This window comes from Patulibacter medicamentivorans, from assembly GCF_000240225.1.
GTDB classification, from domain to species: Bacteria; Actinomycetota; Thermoleophilia; order Solirubrobacterales; family Solirubrobacteraceae; genus Patulibacter; species Patulibacter medicamentivorans.
Genome location: NZ_AGUD01000079.1, coordinates 1 through 21,663 on the forward strand (window position 1 = coordinate 1; position 21,663 = coordinate 21,663).

18 protein-coding genes and 1 pseudogene are annotated in these 21,663 nt (G+C 74.4%); 15 read left to right on the top strand and 4 right to left on the bottom strand.

Features of this window, described 5'->3' with window-relative positions:
• Positions 1–561: pseudogene (locus PAI11_RS26915) on the top strand (DNA repair protein RecN); the annotation flags it as partial.
• A gap of 19 nt (positions 562–580) precedes the next feature.
• Here PAI11_RS26915 and PAI11_RS07440 read toward each other — a convergent pair.
• Positions 581–2,101, bottom strand: coding sequence for a DHA2 family efflux MFS transporter permease subunit (locus PAI11_RS07440; protein ID WP_007572560.1), 1,521 nt, complete (start codon positions 2,099–2,101; stop codon positions 581–583).
• A gap of 12 nt (positions 2,102–2,113) precedes the next feature.
• Positions 2,114–2,608 carry a peptide-methionine (R)-S-oxide reductase MsrB gene (msrB, locus tag PAI11_RS07445; RefSeq protein ID WP_007572562.1) on the bottom strand — a complete coding sequence of 165 codons (495 nt, stop codon included), beginning with the start codon at positions 2,606–2,608 and terminating at the stop codon, positions 2,114–2,116.
• A gap of 302 nt (positions 2,609–2,910) precedes the next feature.
• Between msrB and PAI11_RS07450 the strand changes: the two genes are divergently transcribed.
• From PAI11_RS07450 to xerD, 4 genes are all read left to right on the top strand, one after another.
• On the top strand, positions 2,911–4,596 hold the full coding sequence (locus PAI11_RS07450; protein ID WP_007572566.1) for a CTP synthase: 1,686 nt from the start codon (positions 2,911–2,913) through the stop codon (positions 4,594–4,596).
• Between the two features lie 58 nt (positions 4,597–4,654).
• On the top strand, positions 4,655–5,944 hold the full coding sequence (locus PAI11_RS07455) for a M20/M25/M40 family metallo-hydrolase (RefSeq protein ID WP_138974156.1): 1,290 nt from the start codon (positions 4,655–4,657) through the stop codon (positions 5,942–5,944).
• Positions 5,945–5,986: 42 nt separating this feature from the next.
• Positions 5,987–6,541: an NUDIX hydrolase gene (locus tag PAI11_RS07460; protein ID WP_007572571.1), complete on the top strand. Its 555-nt coding sequence runs from the start codon at positions 5,987–5,989 to the stop codon at positions 6,539–6,541.
• Between the two features lie 141 nt (positions 6,542–6,682).
• Positions 6,683–7,657, top strand: coding sequence for a site-specific tyrosine recombinase XerD (gene xerD, locus PAI11_RS07465; protein WP_007572572.1), 975 nt, complete (start codon positions 6,683–6,685; stop codon positions 7,655–7,657).
• Between the two features lie 12 nt (positions 7,658–7,669).
• Here xerD and PAI11_RS24095 read toward each other — a convergent pair whose 3' ends face one another.
• Positions 7,670–8,407 carry a class I SAM-dependent methyltransferase gene (locus PAI11_RS24095; protein ID WP_007572574.1) on the bottom strand — a complete coding sequence of 246 codons (738 nt, stop codon included), beginning with the start codon at positions 8,405–8,407 and terminating at the stop codon, positions 7,670–7,672.
• A 107-nt stretch (positions 8,408–8,514) separates the two neighbouring features.
• On the opposite strand from PAI11_RS24095, the gene PAI11_RS07475 reads away from it, so the two are divergent.
• The 3 genes from PAI11_RS07475 (at position 8,515) to mutM (ending at position 11,337) form a co-directional block, all read left to right on the top strand.
• On the top strand, positions 8,515–9,225 hold the full coding sequence (locus PAI11_RS07475) for a hypothetical protein (protein ID WP_007572576.1): 711 nt from the start codon (positions 8,515–8,517) through the stop codon (positions 9,223–9,225).
• Positions 9,222–10,379: a phosphopentomutase gene (locus tag PAI11_RS07480; RefSeq protein WP_040599006.1), complete on the top strand. Its 1,158-nt coding sequence runs from the start codon at positions 9,222–9,224 to the stop codon at positions 10,377–10,379. Before PAI11_RS07475 ends, PAI11_RS07480 begins: the two co-directional genes overlap by 4 nt.
• Positions 10,380–10,491: 112 nt before the next feature.
• Complete coding sequence (gene mutM / locus PAI11_RS07485; RefSeq protein ID WP_007572580.1) at positions 10,492–11,337, top strand: bifunctional DNA-formamidopyrimidine glycosylase/DNA-(apurinic or apyrimidinic site) lyase; 846 nt, start codon at positions 10,492–10,494, stop codon at positions 11,335–11,337.
• Between the two features lie 24 nt (positions 11,338–11,361).
• Here mutM and grxC read toward each other — a convergent pair whose 3' ends face one another.
• Positions 11,362–11,625, bottom strand: a complete 264-nt coding sequence (gene grxC / locus PAI11_RS07490) for a glutaredoxin 3 (RefSeq protein WP_007572582.1) — start codon at positions 11,623–11,625, stop codon at positions 11,362–11,364.
• A 27-nt stretch (positions 11,626–11,652) separates the two neighbouring features.
• On the opposite strand from grxC, the gene recO reads away from it, so the two are divergent.
• From recO to PAI11_RS24100, 7 genes are all read left to right on the top strand, one after another.
• Positions 11,653–12,375 (top strand): DNA repair protein RecO, encoded by a 723-nt coding sequence (gene recO / locus PAI11_RS07495; RefSeq protein WP_007572585.1) that lies wholly within the window; start codon positions 11,653–11,655, stop codon positions 12,373–12,375.
• 97 nt (positions 12,376–12,472) lie between these two features.
• Entirely contained in the window at positions 12,473–15,145 is a 2,673-nt protein-coding gene (gene ppdK, locus PAI11_RS07500; protein ID WP_007572586.1) for a pyruvate, phosphate dikinase, read from the top strand.
• A 146-nt stretch (positions 15,146–15,291) separates the two neighbouring features.
• Positions 15,292–16,890, top strand: coding sequence for a tyrosine-protein kinase domain-containing protein (locus PAI11_RS07505; protein ID WP_081488310.1), 1,599 nt, complete (start codon positions 15,292–15,294; stop codon positions 16,888–16,890).
• Positions 16,871–18,526, top strand: coding sequence for an O-antigen ligase family protein (locus PAI11_RS07510; protein ID WP_007572590.1), 1,656 nt, complete (start codon positions 16,871–16,873; stop codon positions 18,524–18,526). Before PAI11_RS07505 ends, PAI11_RS07510 begins: the two co-directional genes overlap by 20 nt.
• Positions 18,526–19,449 (top strand): glycosyltransferase family 2 protein, encoded by a 924-nt coding sequence (locus PAI11_RS07515; RefSeq protein WP_007572592.1) that lies wholly within the window; start codon positions 18,526–18,528, stop codon positions 19,447–19,449. The genes PAI11_RS07510 and PAI11_RS07515 overlap by 1 nt, the downstream gene beginning before the upstream one ends.
• A complete protein-coding gene (locus PAI11_RS07520; protein WP_007572593.1) occupies positions 19,449–20,606 on the top strand; it encodes a glycosyltransferase family 4 protein in 1,158 nt (385 codons plus the stop codon). Before PAI11_RS07515 ends, PAI11_RS07520 begins: the two co-directional genes overlap by 1 nt.
• The gene (locus tag PAI11_RS24100) at positions 20,603–21,538 is read left to right on the top strand and encodes a glycosyltransferase family 2 protein (RefSeq protein ID WP_007572595.1); all 936 of its coding nucleotides are present in this window, start codon (positions 20,603–20,605) and stop codon (positions 21,536–21,538) included. Before PAI11_RS07520 ends, PAI11_RS24100 begins: the two co-directional genes overlap by 4 nt.
• Positions 21,539–21,663: the final 125 nt, after the last annotated feature.

A 21,663-nucleotide genomic window follows, 5' to 3' on the forward strand; every position in this document is an offset into this window, starting at 1 on the left:
GAGGCCCGCCGCGCGGCGGCCCCGGCGCTGGCCGCGGCGACGATGGAGCGGCTGGCCCGGCTGGCGATGCCGGCCGCGACGCTCGAGGTGCTGGTCGAGCCGCGCGATCCGGGCCCGACGGGCAGCGACCAGTGCGAGCTGGTGCTGGCCCCCAACCCGGGCGTGCCGGCGGCCCCGGTGCGCGACGCGGCCTCGGGCGGCGAGCTGTCGCGGGTGATGCTGGCGCTGCTGGCCGTCGCCGGCGACGGGTCGGGCGCCACGCAGGTCTTCGACGAGATCGACAGCGGCGTCGGCGGCCAGACCGGCCGCGCCGTCGGCGAGCAGCTGCGGGCGCTGGCGGAGGGCGGTCAGGTGCTCTGCATCACCCACCTGCCGCAGATCGCGGCGCTGGCCGATCGCCACTTCGCGATCGAGAAGGACACCGACGCCGAGCCGGCCCGGACCGTCGTGCGACGGCTGGCCGAGCGCGACGTCGTCGGCGAGCTGGTCCGGATGCTGGGCGGCGAGCACGGCGACAAGGGCGCCCGGCGCCACGCCGAGGAGCTGCGCCGGGCCGCCTGAGGCGCGGCGACCCGGCGCCCTACGGCTCGACGACGACCGGTTGCGCCTCGGCCGCGTCGGCGGGCCTGCCGTTGCGACCCATCCAGGCCAGGAACAGCGCCGGGATGAACGCGATCGCGAGCAGCACGACCGCCCAGGTGAACGTCGCGCCGAAGGCGTCGGCGATCGGCGAGCTGATCGCCTCGCGCTGCGCGGGCGGCAGCGACTGGACGCCGGTGAAGCCCTCGCCGCCGCCGCGGCCACTCAGGTTGTCGTTGATCCGCGCCGACAGGATCACCGTCAGCAGCGCGGTGCCGATCGACTGGCCGATCTGGCGGATGATGTTCATCGCGGTGCTCGTCCGCGCGATCGCCGCCGGCGGCACCGCCTGCATCGCGGCGGTCATCGTCGGCATCATCGAGAAGCCCATCCCGAGTCCGAGCACGAAGCTGAACGCGCCCATCTCGACGTAGGAGGTATCGGCGCCGACGGTCGAGAAGCCGATCATCGCGGCGGCGATCAGCGGGATCCCGAGCGCCGGGAACCGCGTCGGCCCGTACCTGTCGGTCAGGCGTCCGGCGATCGGCATCATGATCATCGCGCCGACCCCCTGCGGGATCAGCAGCAGCCCGGCCGTCAGCGCCGATTCGCCGCGGGCGACCTGGTAGTAGAGCGGCAGCAGCAACAGCGATCCGAAGAACGCGATCGCGAACAGCAGGAAGACCCCGGCGGCGGCGCCGGCGCGCGTGCCGATGAACGTCCGCAGGTCGATCAGCGGGTTGTCGCCGCGCAGGCTGTGGACGACGAACCCGACGATCAGGAGCGCGCCGATCAGCAGCGGCAGCCACGACTCGAGTCGGCCGAAGCCGCCGTCGCCGGACTCCGACAGGCCGAAGATCGCCGCCGTGAGGCCGGGCGAGAGCAGCAGCAGGCCGAGCCAGTCGAGCCGGTGCGTCGGCTTCGGGCTGTCGACCGGCAGCACGCGCAGCGCCAGCAGGAACCCGACCACGCCGATCGGCGCGTTGATGAAGAAGATCCAGCGCCAGGAGACGTCGTCGACCAGCCAGCCGCCGAGGATCGGGCCGATCAGCGGCGCCACCAGCATCGGCACGCCGAGCACGCCCATCACGCGGCCCATCCGGTGCGGGCCGGCCTGCTGGGTCATGATCGTCATCACGACCGGCATCACCATTCCGCCGCCGAGCCCCTGCAGGACCCGGAACGCGATCAGCGATTCGGCGCTCCAGGCGAGTCCGGCGAGCATCGATCCGGCGACGAACAGCACCAACGACGTCAGGTAGATGCGCTTGGTGCCGAAGCGATCGGCCGCCCAGCCCGTGATCGGGATCACCGCGCCGAGCGCGAGGGTGTAGCCCGTGACGACCCACTGGATCGTCGTCAGCGGGGCATCGAAGTCACCGGAGAGGTGGTCGATCGCGACGTTGACGATCGTCGTGTCGAGGATCGACATGAAGGCGCCGATCATCACGACGCCGGCGACGATCAGCGTCTGGCGGTCGAGTCCCTGGTCGTGGCCGGCGGCGCCGTTCGCGGAAGCCATGCTCGGCCTCGGCTAGGCGCCGGGCTCGACGCGCGCGTCGAGGTCGAGCGCGGCGGAGTTGATGCACCAGCGCTGGCCGCTGGGGCCGGGGCCGTCGGGGAAGACGTGGCCCAGGTGGCCGCCGCACCTGGCGCACTTGGCCTCGATCCGGACCATCCCGTGCGAGCGGTCCTCGTGGAGGCTGACCGCATCGGCGACCAGCGGGTCGGTGAAGCTCGGCCAGCCGGTGCCGGAGTCGAACTTGGTGTCGCTGGCGAACAGCTCGGCGTGGCAGGCCGCGCACCGGTAGGTGCCGTCGTCCTTGGTGTCCCAGTACTTGCCGCTGAAGGCCGGCTCGGTGCCGCACTGGCGCAGGACGGCGTACTGCTCGGGCGTCAGCTCCTGGCGCCAGTCCTGGTCGTCCTTGCCGGCGATGGCATCGGAAGCGGTGGGGGTCGGCTGGTCGGTCACGGCGTCCTCCGGGCTGGGTGGTCGGCGCGCCGGCCGGCGGCCGGCGTCGAGCGCCATCTCCGATGGTTGCACGTCGCTCGCACGGGTCGATCACGATCCGATGACAGCGCGATCGCGTCGCCGACGACCGCGTGGTCGGTCTACGGCGTCCGCTCGTGCCGGCGTCCCCGGTGCCGGCCGTCGCGCCGACGCCGCCACCGCGACCGCACCCGCAACCCGGGACGTCCGCACGGGCCGCTACCGTCCTCGGTGGTCGGTGAGCGTCGATGCGCGGACCGGGGCGATCCCCCGGGGCCGGTGCTCGCCGTGGCGAAGCCGGCCCGCCCCGCCCGCAAACGCGACCCGCCGAGGACCGCATCGTGCCCGACCGCAGTCAGACCAAGTACGTCTTCGTCACCGGCGGCGTGGTCTCGTCGCTCGGCAAGGGCATCGCCGCCGCCTCGATCGGCCGGCTGCTGGTCGCGCGCGGGTTGAGCATCAGCATCCAGAAGCTCGATCCGTACATCAACGTCGATCCGGGCACGATGTCGCCGTACCAGCACGGCGAGGTCTTCGTGACCGAGGACGGGGCAGAGACCGACCTCGACCTCGGCCACTACGAGCGCTTCACCGGCACCAACACGTCGAAGGCCTCGAACGTCACCACCGGCGGCATCTACGACACGGTGATCCGGCGCGAGCGCCGCGGCGACTACCTCGGCGGCACCGTCCAGGTCGTCCCGCACATCACCAACGAGATCAAGAACCGGATCAAGCTCGCCGGCGAGTCCTCGGACGTCGACGTCGTGATCTGCGAGATCGGCGGCACGGTCGGCGACATCGAGTCGCTGCCGTTCCTCGAGGCGATCCGCCAGTTCCCGGCCGACGTCGGCCGCCGCAACTGCATGTACATCCACCTCACCCTCGTGCCGTTCATCAAGCACGCGGGCGAGCTGAAGACCAAGCCGACGCAGCACTCGGTCAACGAGCTGCGCCGCATCGGCATCCAGCCCGACATGCTGCTCTGCCGCTCCGAGGCGGTGCTGAGCAAGGACATCCGCTCGAAGATCGCGCTCTTCACGGCGCTCCCGGGCGACATGGTGATCTCGGCCAAGGACGTCGACGACGTCTACGAGATCCCGCTCTGGTACCGCGAGGAGTCGGTCGACCGCCGCGTGCTGGAGCACTTCGGGATGGAGGCTCCCGCCCCCGACATCAGCGACTGGGAGCAGGTCGTCCGCCGCACCCGCGAGGCGAAGAGCCGGGTCCGGATCGCGATCGTCGGCAAGTACGTCAAGCTCGAGGACGCCTACAAGTCGGTCTCCGAGGCGCTCAAGCACGCCGGGGTCTGGGACGGCGCCAAGGTCGAGATCGACTGGGTCGACAGCGAGCACCTGGAGAGCGAGCAGGTCGCGCTGGACCGGCTCTCCGGCGTCGACGGGATCCTGGTGCCCGGCGGCTTCGGCGGTCGCGGGATCGAGGGCAAGATCCTCGCCGCCAAGGTCGCGCGCGAGCAGCGGATCCCGTACCTCGGCATCTGCCTGGGGATGCAGATCGCGGTCGCCGAGTTCGCCCGCCACGTCGCCGGCATGCCGGGCGCCAACTCGACCGAGTTCGATCCCGAGACCGAGTGGCCCGTGATCGACCTCCTGCCCGAGCAGAAGGAGGTCCGCGACCTCGGCGGCACGATGCGCCTGGGTGCCGACCCGGTCAAGCTGCTGCCCGGAACCCGGATCCGCGAGCTCTACGCCGAGGAGACGGTCTACGAGCGCCACCGCCATCGCTACGAGGTCTCGATCACCCTCCGTCGCAAGCTGGAGAGCGCCGGGCTGGTCGTCGGCGGCACCTCGCCCGACGGACGCCTGGTCGAGGCGATCGAGCTGCCGGACCATCCGTTCTTCGTCGCCGCCCAGGCGCACCCGGAGTTCAAGAGCCGCCCGGAGCGCCCGTCGCCGATCTTCCAGGGCTTCGTGACGACCGCCCACCGGCGGGCCAAGGAGCGCCGCGGCGAGTCCGACGAGGTCTCGGTCGCCGGGATCGGCCACGAGGCCGAGTCGCGCGGCTGAGCCCGCGGCTCCCCGCCGGCGACCGCCGGCCGGCCGCGACCACCATCCGCACCCCGTGATGCCGGTTCCGCCGCCGCGCGCCTCCGCCGCCGAGCGCGAGGCGCTGCACGGCGAGCTCGCGGCGCTCTGCGCGATCCGCAGCCCGTCGGGCCACGAGCGGGCCTGCGCCGACCACGTCGCGCGGGTCCTGCGCGGCCTCGGCCTGACGGTCGACGAGGACGACGCCGGCGCCCGCATCGGCGGCGACGCCGGCAACCTGCTCTGCCGGATCCCGGGGACCGCCGCCGGCGACCCGACGGGGCAGGCGGTCCTGCTCTGCGCCCACCTCGACACCGTCCCGGTCGCGGCCGAGATCCGCCCCGTCCGCGACGAGCAGTGGTGGACCGACGGGCTCGGCGGGGTCCTCGGCGCGGACAACAAGGCGACCGTCGCGGCGCTGCTGGTGCTGGCCGCGCGGCTGGTGCGCGAGCCGATCCCGCTGACGGTCGAGCTGCTGCTGACCGTCCAGGAGGAGCCGCAGCTGCAGGGCGCCCAGGCGTTCGACCCGCGGCGCCTGCAGGCGTCGTGCGGCTACGTGATCGACCACCCCAGCCCGCTCGGCGGGATCGTGGTCGGGGCGCCCGGCCACGTCCGCTTCGACGCGCGCTTCCACGGCCGCCCGGCGCACGCCGGGATCGCCCCCGAGGACGGGCGCAGCGCGATCCTCGCCGCCGCGCGGGCGGTCGCGGCGCTGCCCCACGGACGGCTGGACGGCGGCGCCACCGTCAACGTCGGCCAGATCGCCGGCGGCGTCGACCCCGAGCCGGGGCCCGTGCCCGCCGCGCCGGTCACCAACGTCGTCCCGGCCCACGCGCGGGTGATCGGCGAGGTCCGCGGCCCCGATCGCGACACGCTCCAGGCGACGGTCGACGCGGTCGAGGCGATCCTCCACGACGCGGCCCACGACCCGCTCGGGCCGGTCGACCTGGACCTGACCCTGGAGACCCGCTTCCAGCCCTACCGCCACCGTGCCTCGACACTCCCCGTTCGCCACGCGACGGCGGCGCTGGAGCGGCTCGGCCTGACCCCGCGGCCGTTCGCCGACGGCGGAGCCAGCGACGCCAACGTCCTCAACGCCGCCGGGCTGCCGACCGTCAACCTGGCCGGCGGCAACGAGCGCGCCCACCAGCCGGGGGAGCGGATCTCGGTCGCGGCGCTCGAGGCGACGCTCGACCTGCTGCTGGCGCTGGTCGACGAGCACGTGCGGACGGCGGAGGCCGGCAGCGCGACGGTGGCCGATGCCGCGGCGCCCGCCGGCGCCGCCGACGCGCTCGGCGGGGGATCGGCGGCGCCGCGGCCGTCCGGCTGACAGGATGCGCGCCGTGACCAGCGACCGGCCCGAGGATCCGCGATGAGCACCGCCGAGGAGCGCCGCTTCGAGCGCGTCGGGGGCGAGCTGCTCTACGACGGCCGGATCGTCCGCCTGGTCGAGGACCGGTTCCGGTTCGCCAACGGCGACGTCGTCAAGCGCGAGATCATCCGCCATCCCGGAGCGGTCGGGATCCTGGCCCACGACGGCACCCACCTGTGGCTGACGCGGCAGCCGCGCGAGACGATCGACGATCCCGACAGCCTCGAGATCCCGGCCGGCAAGCTCGACGTCGTGGGCGAGCCGCCGATCGAGTGCGGCCGCCGCGAGCTGGCCGAGGAGATCGGCCGCGCCGCCGCCAGCTGGCAGCCGATCCTGGCCTTCCAGCCGTCGGTCGGGATCCTCGACGAGACCGTCCACCTGTTCTGCGCCTGGGACCTCAGCGAGGACCACGCCGACAGCGGCGAGGACGAGCGGATCGAGATCGTCCGCTGGCCGATCGACGATCTCGACGGCGCGATCGCCGCGACCAACGACGGCAAGACGCTGATCGCGCTGCTGTGGGCGAAGGCCAACGGCCTGCCCGGCGTCGCCTGATCGTCCCGCTCCCGGGGTCCCATGCCGATCCCCGGACGGCGGGGACGATCGCGGGAGCGCGGCCGGCGGCCGGCGAGCGGCCGCACGCCGGGTTGCAGCGGCAAGGGACCGCGAGGCCGGCGAGCAAACGGGGTCGCGACCATGCAACCACTCGCCGCGCCCGCACCCCAGCGCCAGCTCACCGGCCTGGTCCTCGACTTCCTCGCCTACCTGGAGTTCGAGCGCGGCCTGTCCCGCAACACGCTCGACGCCTACCGCTCGGACCTGCAGCAGTACGGCATCTTCCTCGACGCCCGCGGCGTCGGCGTGCTCGAGGCCACCGGCGAGGACATCACCGCCTTCCTGGACGGCCTCGCCGCCGGCGGCACGAACGCCGACGGCAGCCCGCGACGGCCGGCCGCGGCGGCGACGATCCAGCGCAAGGCCGCCTGCCTGCGCAGCTTCTACCGCCACGTCCGCCGCGAGGGGCTGCTGGAGGCCGACCCGACCGCCGACGTCCGCGGCCCCCGCAAGCGCGAGCAGCTGCCGAAGGTCCTGACGCGGGCCGAGGTGGCGAAGCTGCTGGCGATGCCGACCAACCACGACGAGGTCTCGACGATCGCGCTGCGCGACCGCGCGATCCTGGAGCTGATGTACGCCTGCGGCCTGCGCGCCAGCGAGGCGACCGGCCTCGACGTCGGCGACGTCGACCTGGAGGAGGGGATGCTCCGGGCCCGCGGCAAGGGCAGCAAGGAGCGCCTGGTCCCGGTCGGGCGGCGGGCCGTGGAGGCGGTCACGCGCTACCTGCGCGACGCCCGCGGCGGCCTGGTCGGCGGCGGCAGCGAGCGCGCGCTGTTCGTCAACGCCCGCGGCGGGCGGCTGAGCCGCCAGGGCCTCTACAAGATCGTCCAGCGCCACGCCCGCAGCGCCGGGCTGGAGGGGCGGATGAGCCCGCATACGCTGCGCCACAGCTTCGCGACCCACCTGCTCGCCGGCGGCTGCGACCTGCGGACGCTGCAGGAGATGCTCGGCCACGCCGACATCGCCACCACCCAGATGTACACGCACCTGTCCGCCCAGCGGCTGCAGGACGTCTACCGCTCGGCGCACCCGCGCGCCCAGCACGCGCCGGCCTGAGCGGGGCGGGGGTCAGCGCGTCGCGGCGACGAGGTAGTGGGTCGCGAGGTCGGGTCGCCGGTCGGCGGCCGCCCAGTCCTCGTAGACCACGTACAGCCGCTGCAGGGCCCGGGAGAAGCGGAAGTACGCCGCTCCGCGGTAGAACGGCAGGACGTCGACGCTCGAGAACCCCGTCAGGGCGGCGCGCAGCGACGCCTCGGTCTTGGGCTGGCGGGTGGTGGGGAACTTCTCCTCGGCCGGCACGCCGAGCAGCCGCTCCATCGCGAACACCCGGGCACGGTGGGGCATCATCCGGGACGCGACGGAGAAGACGGCCCGCGACCCCGACGTCTGCACCAGCAGCAGACCACCGGGGACGACGCACTCGCCCATCTGGCGCAGCGCGTCGCCGACGTCGCCGACGTGCTCGAGGACCTGCCACGAGAGCACGAGGTCGAACCGGTCGGCCCGCGGGAAGGGCTCGGTCACGTCGCTGACGATCGTCTCGTCGTAGGCGCCCGGCGGCGCCGCGTCGAGCTCCTCCGCCGAGCGGTCGGTGCCGACGTACCAGCAGCCGGTCGGTCGCGTCTTCGGAGCGAGGGTCGGTGCCCGCCCCGCGCCGACGTCCAGGATCCGCACGCCGGGGCGCAGCCTCGGCAGCGCGCGGGCGAGGAACTGGTCCTGCATCCGGTCGCGGTAGCGGTCCGGCAGCCGCCCGGCTTCGACCTCGGGGAGCTCGCTCGGTGGCTCGTCGGGCTGGATCGTGGGCACGGGCACGACGATCGCAGCCGCCGGGCCCAGCGCGCAACGGCGGATCGCGACGGGCCGCGGACCGGTCCCGGCGCCGTCGGTCGGGCCGATCCGCGAGAATCGCCGTCGTGGTCCCGCGTCCGCGCAAGCAGAAGGTCCTCCAGCGCCCGCGTCGCTCCCGCGACGGGCGTCCCGGGCGCGCCGACGGCGGGCGCCGGCGCGTCGGCCCCGAGATCCTGATCGTGGTGGCGGCCGTCCTGCTGGCGCTGCCGGCGCTCGGCGTCGGTCGCGACCCGACGCCGCCGCAGTCGCTCCAGCGACCGGTGCCGCCCGAGCGGTTCTCGCGCCAGAACGTCGGCTTCGGCACGCTGATGCGCCTGCCGGAGGAGCCGTGGAGCGTGCGAACCGCGGGGGAGTCCGACACCGGGCCGTTCCGGGCCTCGGCCTCGAGCGGGCCCGCCGTCCTGTCGGTCTGGGTCTATCCGCGCGGCCGCCGCGGCCCGCGCGGCCACGACCAGCTGAACCTCGCCCGGCGGCGCCTGACCGCGGCCTCGCGGACCCGCGACGCGACGTTCAAGACGGTCGCCAGCGCGCTGACCCGCTACGACCGGCTGCCCGCGATCGAGCTGCGCGGGACCGAGACGATCCTCGGCCGCCCGCGCACCGTCCGCTCGGTCCACGTCTTCGTCGGCGGGCGCGAGATCGTGATCGACGCCTACGCTCCGGCCGAGGACTTCCGGCGGGTCGATCGCACCGTCTTCCGGCCGATCCTCGAGTCGCTGCGGGTCGCTCCCGACTGGCGGACGCTGCGCGAGCAGGACCGGGCGGGCAGCGGGTGAGCCGGCGCGCCTTCGTGGTCGTCCTCGACGCCTGCGGAGTCGGCGCCGCCGACGACGCGGCCGAGTACGGCGACGAGGGCACCGACACGCTCGGCCATCTGGCCGCGATCGAGGGCGGGCTGCGGCTGCCGACGCTGCAGGCGCTCGGGCTCGGCGACGTGGCGCCGATCGACGGGGTGCCGCCGGCGGCCACGCCGGTCGTCCACGGCCGGCTGGCGCCGATCGGGCCGGGCAAGGACTCGATCGTCGGGCACTGGGGCCTGATGGGCGTCGCCGCGCCCGGGCCGCTGCCGGCCTGGCCCGCGGGCGTCGCCGCCGACGAGCGGCAGCAGTGGGAGCGGGCGCTCGGCGTCCGCTTCCTGGCCGGCGAGCGGACCGACGGGATCACCGCGATCGAGCGCTGGGGCGCCGTCCACCTGGAGCGGGGCGACCCGATCCTCTACACGTCGCTGGACTCGGTGCTGCAGATCGCGGCCCACGTCGATCGCTGGCCGGAGGCGGCGCTGCACGACCTCTGCCGGCGGCTGCACCGGGCGCTGCCGGCCGAGCGCCGGCCGGCGCGGGTGATCGCGCGCCCGTTCGCGGGGCCGCCGGGGCGGTTCGAGCGGACCTCCGGCCGCCGCGACGTCGCGCTGCCGCCGCCCGGTCGCTCCTACCTGGACGCGCTCGCCGAGCACGGGCAGGCGATCCACGGGGTCGGCAAGGTCGTCGACGTCTTCGCCGGGCGCGGGTTCTCCGCGACCCATCCCGGGGGCAGCAACCAGCAGGCGCTGGCGGCGACGGCGCGGCTGCTGGACGAGCTCGACGGCGGGCTGGTGTTCGTCAACCTGGTCGAGACCGACGAGCGCTACGGCCACCGCAAGGACACCGCCGGCTTCCACCGCGCCCTGCGCGCGATCGACGCCGAGCTGGCCCGCTGGCTGCCGCGGCTGGGACCGGACGACCTGCTGATCCTGACCGCGGACCACGGCGTCGACCCGGCCGCCGACCACCGCGACCACACCAGGGAGCTGGTGCCGCTGCTGGCGACCAGCGGCGAGCGGGCCCCGGGGCGCCGCCACGACGGGACGCTGGCCGACGTCGGCGCGACGGTCCTGCGCTGGTTGACGGGGCGCGACGACCGCGACCTGCCGGGCCGCTCGTTCGCGGGCTGACGCGGGTCGGCGACAGGGGACGGTCCGCGTCCCGGATCGGCGGGCCGCGGCGCGCGGCGGCGAAACGGGCCGCCAGACGTCCCGGATCGGCGGCCCGTCTACCCTCGGAGCGATGCCCGAGCTGCCCGAGGTCGAGACGATCCGCCGCCAGCTGGTGCCGCTGGTCGCCGGGCGGACGATCGCGTCGATCGCGATCGACGACCCGCGCTGGTGCGCCCCGCAGTCGGTGGCCGAGGTCGAGGCCGCGCTGACCGGCCGACGGATCGTCGGGATCGACCGCCGCGGCAAGCACATGCTCTGGCGCACCGACGGCGGGACGGTCGCGATGCACCTGCGGATGACCGGGGTGCTGCTGGTCGACGCGGCCGACGACGACGCGCCCTACGAGCGGGTCAGGATCGTCCTCGACGACGAGCGGACGGTGCGCTTCTGCGATCCGCGGCGGTTCGGGACCGGCCGCTGGTTCGCCGCCGCCGACGACGCCGATCGCTGGATCGACGAGCGGCTCGGCCCCGAGCCGCTCGGCGACGACTTCGACGGTCCGGCGCTGCGCGCCGCCCTGCGGGGCCGGCGGGCGCCGATCAAGGGGCTGCTGCTGGACCAGCGGGTGGTCGCCGGCGTCGGCAACATCTACGCCGACGAGGCGCTCTTCCACGCCCGCGTCCACCCGCTGCGAGCCGGCGGCCAGCTGACCGCGACGCAGTGCGCCGCGCTCGCCGACGGGGTGCGGCTGGCGCTGGCCGACGGGATCGCGTCGGGCGGGGCCACGATCGACGACTTCCGCCACGTCGACGGGGTCGAGGGCTGGTTCCAGAACGACTTCCGGGTCCACCGCCGCGAGGGCCAGCCGTGCCCGGCGTGCGGGGCCGCGGTCGTCAAGCGGGTGGTCGCCCAGCGGGCGACCTACAGCTGCGACCGCTGCCAGCCCAAGCCGCGGGCCAGCCGGGCGCGGCGATGAGCGACGGGCCCGAGCCGCCGCGGGTCAGGCGGCGATGATCTCCGACAGCCGGCCGGAGCGGTCGGCGGCCGCCAGCTCGTCGAAGCCGCCGACGACCGTGTCGCCGACGAGGATCTGGGGGAAGGTCATCATCCCCGTGCGCTGGGACAGCTCGAGCCGCGTCTCGGGGTCGCGGCCGAGGTTGACCTCCTCGTACGCGATCCCGCGGGCCTCCAGCAGCGCCTTCGCCCGGACGCAGTACGGGCACGCGTTCGTGGTGTAGACGGTGATCGCGGGAGACTGGCTCATTGCTTCACAAAGTATAGTAGGACGGCGATGACGAGCCGCCGGCTCAGCACCGAGGCCGTGGTGCTGCGGTCGATGCGCTACGGCGAGGCCGACAGGATCCTCCACGCGATCACGCCCGAGCACGGCCGCGTCGGCGCGATCGCGAAGGGCGCGCGGCGACCGCGCAGCAAGCTCGGCGGCCGGCTCGAGCCGCTGGCGGTGGTCCAGCTGGAGCTGCAGCGCGGGCGCAGCGACCTGATGACCGTGGTCGGCGCCGACACGGTCGCCGTCCACCACCGGATCCTCACCAGCCACGCGGCGCTGGAGAGCGCCCAGCGGGCCTGTCACGTCGTCGACCGGACCTGCGTCCCGGACGAGCCCGCCGCGCGCGTCCACGGGCTCCTGCGGAGCCTGCTGGCGCTGCTCGACGGCCGCCCGGACGCGGCCCACGAGGGGCTGCAGCTGGCCTTCCGGCTGAAGCTGCTCTACGCGTTGGGCCTGCAGCCGGCGCTCGGCTCGTGCGTGCGCTGCGGTCGCCACGACGCCCTGGTCGCCTTCGACGACGCCCAGGGCGGCGCGGTCTGCGCCGCCTGCCGCAGCGGCGCGGTCTCGATCGATCCCGGATCGCTGGCGTTCATGATCGAGGCGCTCGGCGCGCCGCTGCAGGACGCGCCGTCGGCGCCGCCGGCGGTCGCGCGCCAGGTCCACCGCGCGATCAACGGCCTGGCGGCCGAGCACCTCGGCGTCGACCTGCGCGGCGAGCCGTCGTAGCCGGCCCGCGGCCGGCCCCGCCGGCCGTCGGGGTCGCGGGCCGGGTTGGCGCGAGCGGACGGCGACCGCGCGGCCAAGGGGTACCATCACCCGCCTCATGACCGCCGCCAGCTGGGTGCACGACTTCGCCGAGGGCTCCAAGGAGCAGCGGGACCTGCTCGGCGGCAAGGGAGCCAACGTCGCCGAGATGACCCGGATCCTCGGCGCGGACCGGGTGCCCGGCGGGTTCACGATCACGACCGACGCCTGCGTCGCCTACATGCGCGCCGACCGGGTCCTGCCCGACGGCCTGGTCGAGCAGGCCGGCGCCGCGCTGGCGCGGCTCGAGGAGCAGACCGGCAAGCGGCTGGGGGACGCCGACGACCCGCTGCTGGTGTCGGTGCGCTCGGGCGCGCGCGAGTCGATGCCGGGGATGATGGACACGGTCCTGAACCTGGGGCTGACCGATGCCTCGGTCGAGGGCCTGGCCGCGCGGACCGCCAACCCGCGGTTCGCCTGGGACTCCTACCGCCGCTTCGTCCAGATGTACGGCAACGTCGTGAAGGGCGTCCCGGGCGAGCTGATCGAGGAGCGGATCGCGCAGGTCAAGCGCGATCGCGGGGTGACGCTCGACACCGAGCTGGACACGGACGCGCTCCGCGAGCTGGTCGCCGTCTTCAAGGACCTCTACCGCGAGACCACCGGCGAGCCGTTCCCGCAGGACCCGCAGCAGCAGCTCGACGGCGCGATCCGCGCGGTCTTCGACTCGTGGATGGGCGACCGCGCCGTCCACTACCGGCGGATCAACCGGATCCCCGACGACTGGGGCACGGCGGTCAACGTCCAGCAGATGGTCTTCGGCAACAAGGGCGAGACCTCGTGCTCCGGCGTCGCCTTCAGCCGCGACGAGGTCACCGGCGAGCCGACGCCGTCCGGCGACTTCCTGGTCAACGCCCAGGGCGAGGACGTCGTCTCGGGCGTCCGCAACACCCAGGACCTTGCCGAGCTGGCCGACCGGATCCCGTCCGCCCACGCCGAGCTGCTGGAGATCCTCCGCACGCTGGAGCGCCACTACGGCGACATGCAGGACACCGAGTTCACGGTCGAGGAGGGGCGTCTGTACATGCTGCAGACGCGCAACGCCAAGCGTCCGGCCCAGGCCGCCGTGCGGTTCGCCGTCGACGCCGTGCGGGAGGGCCTGCTCGACCGGCCGGCCGCGCTGCTGACGCTCGACGCGGCCGCGCTCGAGACGCTGCTGCACCCGACGTTCGACCGCAGCGCCGACTACACGGTCCTCGGAACCGGCGTCAACGCCTCGCCGGGAGCGGCCAAGGGCGCCGCGGTCTTCACCGCCGAGGAGGCCGTCGCCGCCGCCGAGCGGGGCGAGAAGGTGATCCTCGTGCGGCCGTTCACCGAGGCCGACGACGTCGCCGGCTTCCACGCCGCCCAGGGGATCCTGACCAGCGAGGGCGGCAAGGCCAGCCACGCCGCGCTGGTCGCCCGCGGGATGGGCAAGCCGTGCGTCTGCGGCGCCACCGCGCTCCAGGTCGACCTGGCGGCCCACGTCGCGCGGATCGGCGACGTCCTGATCCAGGAGGGCGACCTGGTCGCGATCAACGGCACGACCGGCGAGATCACCACCGACGACGTGCCGCTGGTCGAGCCCTCGCAGGACCCGGCGATGGCCGCCGTCCTGGAGCGCTTCGAGACGATCCTCGACTGGGCCGACGAGCTGCGGGTGCTCGGCGTGCGGACCAACGCCGACACCCCCGAGGACGCGGCCAAGGCCCGCGAGCTGGGCGCCGAGGGGATCGGCCTCTGCCGGACCGAGCACATGTTCATGGAGGCCGATCGCCAGCCGAAGATGCGGCGGATGATCATGGCCGAGGACGAGGAGGAGCGGCGCGCCGCGCTCGAGGAGCTGCGGCCGCTGCAGCAGCAGGACTTCGAGGGCCTGTTCGAGGCGATGACCGGTCAGCCGGTGACGATCCGCCTGCTCGATCCGCCGCTGCACGAGTTCCTGCCGAAGAAGGAGGAGGTCGGCGAGGAGCTGCACGAGGCCTACGCCTCCAAGCGCTACCGGCGGGTCGGCGTGCTGGCCGACGTGCTGGAGCGGATCGAGACGCTGTCGGAGGCCAACCCGATGCTCGGCACCCGCGGCGTCCGCCTGGGGCTGCTCTACCCCGAGATCTTCGAGATGCAGGCCGAGGCGATCTTCGCGGCCGCCAAGGCGGTCGAGGAGCGGACCGGCAGCGCCCCGAAGCTCGAGGTGATGATCCCGCTGGTCGGCTACGAGCGCGAGTTGGAGATCATGCGCGGCTTCGTGGTCGCGGTCGCTGACCGCCACCAGCTGACGCTGGGCGAGGACTACGTCGTCGGGACCATGATCGAGCTGCCGCGCGCCTGCTTCCTGGCCGACTCGATCGCCCACCACGCCGACTTCTTCAGCTTCGGCACCAACGACCTGACCCAGACCGGGCTCGGCTTCAGCCGCGACGACATCGAGGGCAAGATCCTCGCCCGCTACATCGACTTCAAGATCCTCGACCGCTCGCCGTTCGAGACGATCGACACGCCCGGCGTGGGCCAGATGCTGCGGATGGGGGCGTGGCTCGGCCGCACGACCAAGGTCGACCTGAAGCTCGGCGTCTGCGGCGAGCACGGGGGAGACCCCGACTCGATCGCCTTCTTCCACGACTCCGGGATCGACTACGTGTCCTGCTCGCCGTTCCGGGTGCCGATCGCGCGCGTCGCGGCGGCCCAGGCGGCGGTCCGCAGCCCGCGTCCCTGAGCGGCGCGCGACCGGCTCCCGGACGCCGGCGCGCCAGCAGCGGGGATGGGCGCCCGATCGGGGTGATCGCCGCGACCGGCCGGGCGCTCGGACGACCGGCGATTCGCCGACCTCCGTCGAATCGGCTGGTATCGTGCCGCCCTCGAATGGGTCCTGCCACAACTCCCCCGCCTGAGCCCCAGCTGAGCCGCCAGACCGCGAGCCTCGAGGCGGTCATCCTCCGCGGGCTCCCGGTGATCCTCGGAGCCACCCTGATCGGTGTCCTCGCGGCGCTCCTGTTCTCGCTCACCACCCCACAGACGTTCGAGGCCGAGGCCCGGGTCCAGGCGCGCCTGGAAGCCCAGGACAACTCGCTCCTCAACGCTGGCAACAGCGGCGCGGGGATCGCCCAGACGGTCGACCAGGTCGCCTACACGGCGATGAACACGATCGAGCGCCGTGACGTCGTCGCCGAGGCCACCAAGCGCCTGACGGCGTCCGGCGTCACCGGCGAGAACGTGCTCGACCTGGCCAAGGGCCTGAAGACCGAGATCACGCCGGGCACCGGCATCATCTTCCTCCGCGCCAAGGACCGCGACGCCAAGAAGGCGGCCAAGATCGCCGACGCCTTCGCGCTGGCGCTGCGGACCACGCAGATCAACGGCCAGCGCCAGGTCTACGCCAAGGCGGCCGAGCGCCTGAAGAAGGAGTACCGCGAGCGTCGCAAGAGCGGCGCCGACGGCTCCACGATCGGCAGCCTCACGCGCGAGAGCTACGCGGCGACGATCTCGCGGCTGGACTCGCTGAGCCAGATCGCCCAGCCGATCCAGCTGCTGCAGCGCGCCAACGTCCCGACCAGCGCGATCGCGCCGAAGCCGCTGCGCAACTCGCTGATCGGCGCCGCCGTCGGCCTGCTCTTCGGCCTGCTGGTCGTCACCCTGCGGTCGACGCTGGACCGCCGCCTGCGCAGCGTCGACCAGCTGCGCGCGGCCGGGGCGCCGCTCGTCGGCACGATCCCCGACAAGCTCGGCGACGCCGTCGACAAGAAGACCGGCCGCCTGTCGCTGGGCACCGGGCAGCTGGAGCCGTTCCGCGTCCTGCGCCGCAACCTGCGCTTCCTGACCCCCGACGCCGAGCCGAAGGTGGTGCTGGTCACCAGCGCCCAGCCGAGCGCCGGCAAGTCGGTGACCGCGGCCGGCCTCGCCGCGGCCTATGCCTCGTCGGGTCGCACGACGCTGCTGGTCGAGTGCGACCTGCGCCGTCCGGTCCAGGCGGCCCGCCTGCAGGTCAAGGGCACCCCGGGGCTCGGCGAGTACCTGCGGGGGACGGCCGAGCCGGCCGAGGTCGTCCGGCGGGTCCCGCTGAGCGCGATCCTCGACGGCAGCGAGGACACCGCCGAGGTCGGCACCGACGTCGTGCTGGTCCCGGCCGGCGAGCCGACCGGCGCCGCGGCCGAGCTGGTCGACTCCCGCCGCTTCGAGGACTTCCTGCACGAGGTCCGCGAGGTCTACGACGTCGTCATCATCGACAGCACGCCGCTGCTGCAGGTCGCCGACGCCGGACTGCTGGTGCCGAAGGTCGACACCGTGCTGGTCTGCGCCTGGCTCGGCGCGACCAGCCACGACACGCTGAAGACCGCGCTCGAGACCGTCGAGCGCAACGGTGGGACCGTCACCGGCGTCGTGGCCACCGCCGTGTCGCGGCGGCAGGACCCGGCCCACGAGGCCTACGGGTACACCTACTACGGTGCCTACGGCGCGGCGTGACATCTCCGGTCTGCGCGAACGGTGGTCGGTCCCGCCGTCGGCGGGGGACGGATCGTCGCCCGCACGGCCAGCGCCCGCTGGTCGCCGGCTGCCGCTCGGCCGCCTGAGGCGGCGACGCGAGCGGCCTTTCCGCGCCCCCGAGGAGCGGCTCGACCGGCTGGTCCTCCGCTGGGGGCTGTTCTTCGCCTTCTTCTTCGGCGGCTACGCCGGGACCTCCGGCCAGTTCCTGCCGACGCAGCTGCTGGTCGCCGCCCCGTTCGGCGTCCTCTACGTGATCCTCACGATCCGCTGGCCGGCGGTCGCGACCGGGATCTTCATGCTCGCCCTGCCGTACGTGCCGTACGTCGCGCAGGTCAGCGAGTTCAAGGTCATCGGACCGCTGGTGATGGCCAGCTTCCTGATCCCGGCGCTGTTCCTCCACGGGATGTCGCGCCGCCGGATGCCGATCACGCCGATCGGCCCGGCGATCCCGCTCGCCTTCGCCACCCTGCTGGGCTGGGGGATCCTCTCGACCGCGTTCGGCGGCGACGTCGTCGCGACCGGCGCCCGGATGCTCTACCTGAGCGTCTTCGGCCTGCTGGCGACGTCGCTGGTGTACGCGCTGCGGCGGCGCGTGATCCGCGTCGAGGACGTCGGCCTGACGCTCGTCGTCGGCGCCGCGCTGGGCGCCTGCGGCGTGCTCTTCCAGTTCCTGATGCAGTTCTTCCGCGGCGAGGGCTACACGATCAACTGGGTCAACGACCGGCTCGACCTGTTCGCCGCCGCCAGCCGGATCGCCAACCTCAAGAGCGGCGACTTCGACCTGATCCGCGGCATCTTCCCGTTCATGGCGGTGCCGAGCGCGGGGCAGTACCTGATGGTGGCCTTCCTGCTGGGGGTCGCGATGCTGATCCTGCGGATGCGGGTGTCGCGGACGCTGGTGATCGGCTGCCTGGTCGTGATCGTGGCCGCGCTCGTGGTGACCTTCTCCCGCCAGTCGTGGGTCGGCCTGGCGATCGGCCTGATCGCCTTCGCCGGCCTGCGGACGCTGCCGTGGCTGACCTTCGCGGCGCTGATGGGCGTCGGCGGCCTGGCGCTGCTGCGCAAGGGCGACCAGTCGTTCCTGACCTACGTGCTCTCGGCCGCCGACACCAGCACCGAGTCGACCGGCGAGCGGGTGCAGCTGATGTCGCGCGCCGCCGCGCAGGTCCCCGACCACGTGTTCCTGGGGACGGGGCGCTTCAGCGATCGCTTCGACGAGCTCAGCGGCCACATCACGTCGGCCCACAACGTCTACCTGCAGGTGGCGCTGGAGTCCGGGCTGTTCGCGGCGATCGCACTCGCGATCCTGCTGCTGACGCTGATCGGCACCGCCCTGCGCCGGCGCCTGATGGGGATCGCCGCGCCGGTCGTCGCGATCGCCACCGCGGCGCTCTTCGACGACACGATGTACCTGCCCCGCAACGGGATGCAGATGGCGATCGTGATCGCGATCGTCGTCTTCTGCGTGACGATCGACGACCGCCGCGTCTTCCAGGACCCCGCGCCCGAGGACGCCGAGCCGCTGGTCGCGGGCTGGCCGCGCCTGCCCGAGCCCGACGACCTGCCGCCTCCGCGCGCCCGCCCGGCCACGCCCTGGATTCCGGTCGAGCGCTAGTGTCGATCGACGCCAAGCGGATCAGCGTCGTGATCCCGACGCGCGATCGCGCCGCACTGCTCGAGCGGACGCTGCGGTCGCTGGCGCGCGTCGAGGGCGCGGCCGAGCTCGAGATCGTCGTCGTCGACGACGGCAGCGAGGTGCCGCTCGCCGATCAGCTGCCGCTGGCCGAGCTGGACCTCGACCTGCGGGTCCTGCGCCAGGAGCCGGGCGGGCTGAACGTCGGGCGCAACAGCGGCGTCGCCGCCACCAGCCGCGAGATCGTCGCCTTCCTCGACGACGACGTGCTGCTGGAGCCGGACTGGGCGCTGGGCGTGGCGGCGGCCTTCGACGGCCGGCGGGCGCTGATCGGCGGCCGGATCCTGGCCGACGCGCCGGTCCCGATCCCGGACTGGGTGCATCCGCGCAAGCTGACCTACATCTCGGTCCTCGACCTCGGCGACCGGCCGGGGCCGTTCCCGTCCTGGGCCGGGCCGGTCGGGGCCAACTTCGCGGTCCTGCGCGACGTCCTGCACCGCGTCGGGCCGTTCCGCCCGGGGCTCGACCGGACCGGTCGCTCGCTGCTCTCCGGCGGGGACACCGAGCTGGTCGGCCGGGTGCTGGCGGCCGGCCTGGTCGTCGAGTACTGGCCGGCGGCGACCGTCCACCACCACATCCCGGTCGAGCGGCTGACCAAGCCCTGGTTCCGGGAGCGGGCGCGGGCCCAGGGCCGCTCGAACGTGCTGATGGAGGACGTCCACGGCCTCGGTCCCGGCGACCTGGCCCGCGAGGCGGTCTGGGCACTGCGGGCCGGCGGGATCGCGGTCAAGCGGCTCGCCGCCCGCGAGCCGCTGATCGACGCCGAGCTGTGGCTGTGGTCCTCGCGCGGGCGGCTCGAGGCGCGACGCGACCTCCGCCGGGCCGAGCGGCGCGGGGGAGCCTGATGCGGGTCCTGCTGGTGTCCCAGGAGTACCCGCCGGAGACCGGCTGGGGCGGGATCGGCACCTACCTGGGGCTCGTCGCCCCGGCGCTGGCCGCCGCCGGCGCGGAGGTCCACGTGCTCTCGGTGGTCGACGGGCAGGCCGACGAGACGCGGACCGCCGACGGGGTCGCCGTCCACCGCCGCGGGCTCGGCCGGCGGCTGCGGGGCCCCGGGCGGGTGCTGCCGCAGACCTGGAAGCGGCTGGAGCAGGCGGCGGCGGTCGCGCGGGCGGCGCGGGCGCTCGGGACCGGCTTCGACGTCGTCGAGTCGCCGGAGTGGATGGCCGAGTCGCTGCTGCTGCGGCGCCGGCCGCTGGTCGTCCGGCTGCATTCGTCGGCCGCCCAGGTGTTCCCGTTCGTCGGCCGCAGCGGGCTCGACGCGCGGCTGGCGATCGCGGCCGAGGAGCGCGGGATCGCCCGTGCCGACCTGCTGGTCGGCACCGGCGTCCAGCTGGCGTCGCATCGCCACGCGGTGCCGGACGTCGCGATCAGCTACCCGGTCGCCCTGCGCGAGCCGCGGTCGGCCTGGTCGCCGTCGGAGGCTCCGCCGCGGATCGTCTTCGCGGGCCGCTTCGAGCACCGCAAGGGCGTCGACCGGCTGCTGGAGGCGCTGCCGGCGATCCGGCGGCGGGTGCCCGAGGCGATCCTCGAGATCGTCGGACGCGACACCACGACGGCCGACGGCGGCAGCGTGCTGGCCGGGCTGCGGGAGCGCGCGGCGGCGCTCGGCGTCGCCGACGGGCTGCGGGTGACCGAGCGCTGGGGACGCGACGCCGTCGAGGAGGCGCTCGAGGGTGCCGCGGCCTGTGCCGTCCCGTCGCGCTGGGAGAGCTTCGGCTACGTCGCCGCCGAGGCGCTGTCGGGCGCGACGCCGCTGGTCGTCTCCGACTGGCCGTCGTTCCGCGACGTGACCGGCGACGACGGGCTGGTGCCGATCGTCTTCGGCGACGACTCCGAGGCGTGGGGGGACGCGCTGGCGCGAGCGATCGAGGACCCGGGCGCCGCGCGCGAGGCGGCGCTGGCGGGACGCGAGCGGCTGCGCGAGCGGTCGTCGCCGGCGGTCGTCGCCGGGCAGACGCTCGAGGCCTACGCGCGGGCCGGCGCCGGGAGCGCGCGATGACCCGCTCCACGGCTGGCGAGCCGGCCGACGTCGGCCTGCGCGATCCGATCCCGCGGGTCCGGGCGACGGTCGGCGTGGTGGTGCCGACGCGCGGCCGGCCGGACGCGCTCGAGCGGTGCCTGGACGCCCTGCGCGCCGCGCGCGAGCACGTCGCCTTCGACGTGGTCGTCGCCGACTCGACCCCGGACCCGGACGTGCGCGCCCTCGGCGCCGAGGTCTGCGCCCGCGACCCGTGGGTCCGCCACGTCCCGCACGACCTCGTCGGCCCGTCGGCCGCCCGCAACCTCGGCGCGCGCGAGAGCAGCGGCGAGATCCTGGTCTTCGTCGACGACGACGTCTACGTCGAGCCGCAGGCGGTCGTCCGGCTGGCGGCGGCGGTCGAGGCGACCCACGACTCGGTGGTGGTCGGGGGGACGGTGGCGATGGAGCCGTGGGCGCCGGACGGCGGCTGGTCGCTGCTGATGGTCACCCGGCCCAACGGCTTCTGCCGGCCGGTGCGGCCCGGCGAGCGACCGACGTTCGTGATCAGCGCGCTGATCGCCCACCGCCGGTCGCTGGTGATCGACGTGCCGTGGGACGAGGCCCAGCGCTACTACGACGACCGCCTGCAGTGCCTGCGGTGGCTGATCGCCGGTGCCCGGCTGGAGCTGGAGCCGCGCGCGCGGGCGGTCCACGACGACGTCCGCAAGCCCTATCCGCTGGCCCAGGAGCGCGACCGGATCTACGCCAACCTGGTGCTGGCGCTGGTGCTCGAGGACGATCCGCGGGCGGCGCTCGGCTTCGAGACGCTGGGACTGGCCCACAGCGTCAAGCGGGTGGTCCGCAACCGCGCGCAGCTCGGCGAGCTGCTGTCGGGCTGGGCGGGCGCGCACCGCCGGTTCCTGGCCGACCGCCCGGCGCTCGAGGCGCTGCGCGGCCGCGCCCGTCGCTGAGCCGGCCCCCGAGCGTCAGAGCACCGGCGTGCGGTGACGCACGCTGCCGACGGCCAGGGCGGCGGTCTGGACGGCGTCCCCGGCGGCCATCCCGGCGGCGTGGCCGAGGCCGGCGGCGCGGACGT